Source organism: Rhodococcus sp. HM1 (assembly GCF_023218075.1).
GTDB lineage: Bacteria > Actinomycetota > Actinomycetes > Mycobacteriales > Mycobacteriaceae > Rhodococcus.
Genome location: NZ_JALPTB010000150.1, coordinates 1 through 3,576, shown reverse-complemented (window position 1 = coordinate 3,576; position 3,576 = coordinate 1). Strand labels below are relative to the sequence as shown.

2 protein-coding genes and 1 pseudogene are annotated in these 3,576 nt (G+C 69.3%); all 3 read right to left on the bottom strand.

Annotation, left to right across the window (positions count from 1 at the left end; translation table 11 throughout):
- Positions 1-246, bottom strand: a pseudogene (locus M1M07_RS32050) (hypothetical protein); the annotation flags it as partial.
- A gap of 106 nt (positions 247-352) precedes the next feature.
- Positions 353-2,536, bottom strand: coding sequence for a malate synthase G (locus M1M07_RS32045; RefSeq protein WP_248676739.1), 2,184 nt, complete (start codon positions 2,534-2,536; stop codon positions 353-355).
- Positions 2,537-2,610: 74 nt separating this feature from the next.
- On the bottom strand, positions 2,611-3,552 hold the full coding sequence (locus tag M1M07_RS32040; protein WP_248676740.1) for a 3-methyladenine DNA glycosylase: 942 nt from the start codon (positions 3,550-3,552) through the stop codon (positions 2,611-2,613).
- Positions 3,553-3,576 lie beyond the last annotated feature (24 nt).

The following is a 3,576-nucleotide window of genomic DNA, read 5'->3' as shown; positions in this document are numbered from 1 at the left end:
GGTGTCGGCGGTCCACTGTTCGGCGAGGGTGGTGAGGGCGGGGGCGATCGCGGGGTCGGCGCTGACCTGGAGGACGGCGTCGCCTTCGACGCAGGTCTGGGCGGCCTGGATGCCCTGGTCGTCGATGTGGTCGCGGAGCCGGAACCAGCCGATGGTGGCGAGGACGAGCAGCACGATGGTGACGACGGCGATGATCGGGCCTTTGCTGATGCCTCGGACGCCGCCGGAACTGCGATGTCGACTCACGTGTTCGTCCGCCTCGTTTCTTCTCTTTCCGGGCTCCCGCAGTGTACGGAAAACGGGGCGGGGCCCCGGTCCGGGTCGGACGGGGCCCCGCGTCGTGTGCTGCGGATCAGGCGTACTTGGCCTTGTACTCGCGGCGGCGGCGGTGCAGGATCGGCTCGGTGTAGCCGCTGGGCTGCTTGGTGCCTTCGAGGATCAGTTCCTTGGCGGCCTGGAAGGCGATGCTGTCGTCGAAGTTCGGGGCCATCGGCCGGTAGGCGGCGTCGCCGGCGTTCTGCCGGTCGACGACGGGAGCCATCCGCTCGAGGGCGGCGACGACGTCCTCGGCGCTGACGACGTCGTGGCGGATCCAGTTGGCGAGCAGCTGGCTGGAGATGCGCAGGGTGGCGCGGTCCTCCATGAGTGCGACGTCGTGGATGTCGGGGACCTTGGAGCAGCCGACGCCCTGGTCGATCCAGCGCACCACGTAGCCGAGGATGGACTGGCAGTTGTTGTCGAGTTCCTCGCGCTTCTCGGCGTCGGACCAGTCGGTGTTCTCGGCGAGCGGGATGGTGAGGATGTCGTCGACGGTGGCGCGGGTCTTGCCCGCGAGCTCGTCCTGGACGGCGAAGACGTCGACCTCGTGGTAGTGGGTGGCGTGCAGGGTGGCGCCGGTGGGCGAGGGCACCCAGGCGGTGTTGGCGCCGGCCTTGGGCTGGCCGATCTTCTGCACGAGCATGTCGTGCATGAGGTCGGTCATGGCCCACATGCCCTTGCCGATCTGCGCCTTGCCCTGCAGGCCGCAGGCGAGGCCGGTGTCGACGTTCCAGTCCTCGTAGGCGAGGATCCACTTCTGCTGCTTCATGGCGGCCTTGCGGACCACGGCGCCGGCTTCCATGGAGGTGTGGATCTCGTCGCCGGTGCGGTCGAGGAAGCCGGTGTTGATGAACGCGACGCGCTCGGAGGCGGCCTCGATGCAGGCGGCGAGGTTGACGGTGGTGCGTCGTTCCTCGTCCATGATGCCGACCTTGAGGGTGTTGCGGGGCAGGCCGAGGACGTCCTCGACGCGGCCGAACAGCTCGGTGGTGAAGGCGGATTCGTCGGGGCCGTGCTGCTTGGGCTTGACGATGTAGATCGAGCCGGTGCGGCTGTTGCCGAGCGGGCCGTGGGCCTCGTCGGTGTGCAGGCCGTGGATGGCGCACAGGGTGGTGATCAGGGCGTCGAGGATGCCTTCGGGGACCTCGTTGCCCTCGCTGTCGAGGACGGCGGGGTTGGTCATGAGGTGACCGACGTTGCGGACGAACAGCAGGGAGCGGCCGTGGAGTTCGAGGTCGCTGCCGTCGAGTGCGGTGTAGACGCGGTTGGCGTTGAGGGTGCGGGTGAGGGTCTTGTCGCCCTTGGTGAACGATTCGGACAGGTCGCCGCGGTTGAGGCCGAGCCAGTTGCGGTAGCCGACGACCTTGTCGTCGGCGTCGACGGCGGCGACGGAGTCCTCGAAGTCCATGATGGTGGTGACGGCCGATTCGAGGACGAGGTCCTTGATGCCGGCGGTGTCGGTGCTGCCGATCGGGGACTGCGGGTCGATCTGGATGTCGATGTGCAGGCCGTTGTTGCGCAGCAGGACCGAGGTGGGGGCGGCGGGGTCGCCGAGGTAGCCGACGAGCTTCTCGGGCTGGGCGAGGGTGGTGACGGTGCCGTCGGCGAGGGTGACCTTCAGCGCGCCGTCCTCGATGCGGTAGGCGGTGGTGCCGGTGTGGGAGCCGGTCGCCAGGGGTGCGGCCTTGTCGAGGAAGTCGCGGGCCCAGGCGATGACCTTGTCGCCGCGGATCTTGTTGTAGCCGGTGCCCTTTTCGGCGCCGCCTTCCTCGGAGATGGCGTCGGTGCCGTACAGCGCGTCGTACAGCGAGCCCCAGCGGGCGTTGGCGGCGTTGAGCGCGAAGCGGGCGTTGAGGACCGGCACGACCAGCTGCGGGCCGGCGGTGGTGGCGATCTCGGAGTCGATGTTGGCGGTGGTCACCTCGAACGGGGCGGGCACCGGCACGAGGTAGCCGATCTCCTGCAGGAACGCCTTGTAGGCGGCCGGGTCGTGGGGCTGTCCGGCGCGGTCGCGGTGCCAGGTGTCGATCTTGCTCTGGAGGTCGTCGCGGATGGCGAGCAGTTCCCGGTTGCGGGGCGCGAGGTCGTGGATGACCTTGTCGGCGCCGGTCCAGAACGCGTCCGCGTCGACACCGGACCCGGGGATGGCCTCGTTGTTGACGAAGTCGTAGAGCACCTTGGCGACCTGGAGTCCGCCGACCTGAATGCGTTCTGTCATTGCCTCACTCTTTCCGGTAACTGTGCACCCGGTGCGGTCGGGCCGACCGGTGCCGCACGAAAAACACCAACATGTTACCCGCCGGTAGTTATCTGCGTGTCGGTGAGACACGCCGCCAGCGCGGTGCATCGATTCAGCAGCTCCTGGCGCAGGGCTGCGGCGCGGGTGGTGAGCGCCGACTGCTCGCGGACGTACTGTGCGCGTCCGGCGGCAGTCTCGATCGTGATGGGCGAGTAGCCGTATTCGCTCAGATCATACGGGCTGGCCCTCATGTCGAGTTCGCGTGCCGCCCGGGCGTGCCGGAAACAGTCCAGGAGCAGGTCCGACTCGATCAGCGGGGACAGCTTGTAGCACCATTTGTACAGGTCCATGCCGGCGTGCAGGCAGCCGGGTTGTTCCCGGTCGATCTGGGTCCGCCGGGTCAGGGTCTCGGCGTTGCGCGGGGCCGCGTCGGGGGTGAAGAACCGGAACGCATCGTAATGGGTGCAGCGCAACTGCAATGATTCCACCACCGCGTCGGTGCCGTCGTGCCCGAGCCGCAGCGGCACCGCGTTGTGCCGCACCCCGGAGTCGTCCGTGCGGTACACCATCGCCCACTCGTGCAGCCCGAAACAGCCCAGCTGCGGCGGCCGGGACGCGGTGGCCGCGAGCAGGTCCCGCACGAACTCGACCGTGCCGAGCCGGTCGAGCGCCGCGCGCCGGGACACCGTGACCCCGGGCTGCCCGTCGACGACGACGCGTTCGTAGGCGGGATGGTCGCGGTACTCGCGGGTGGCGTCGCCGAGCAGCACCACCCCGAAACCGGGATGCCAGCGCCGCAGCTGGTTGGGCCGGTGGTTGTAGTAGGTGAACAGGAAGTCGTGCACCGGATGGGCCTGCCGGGCCGCGCGCCGCCGCAGGTGCCCGGCGAGCAGCTCGTCGGCGGCGGCGCGGTGCCGGTCGCGGCGGGCGGTCCAGTCGGGTTCGGACCGCACCGCCGCGGCCGTGCCGGTGGACGGGTGGGTGTCGATGGTCATCGGCGGCGGCTCACGGGGTGCGGT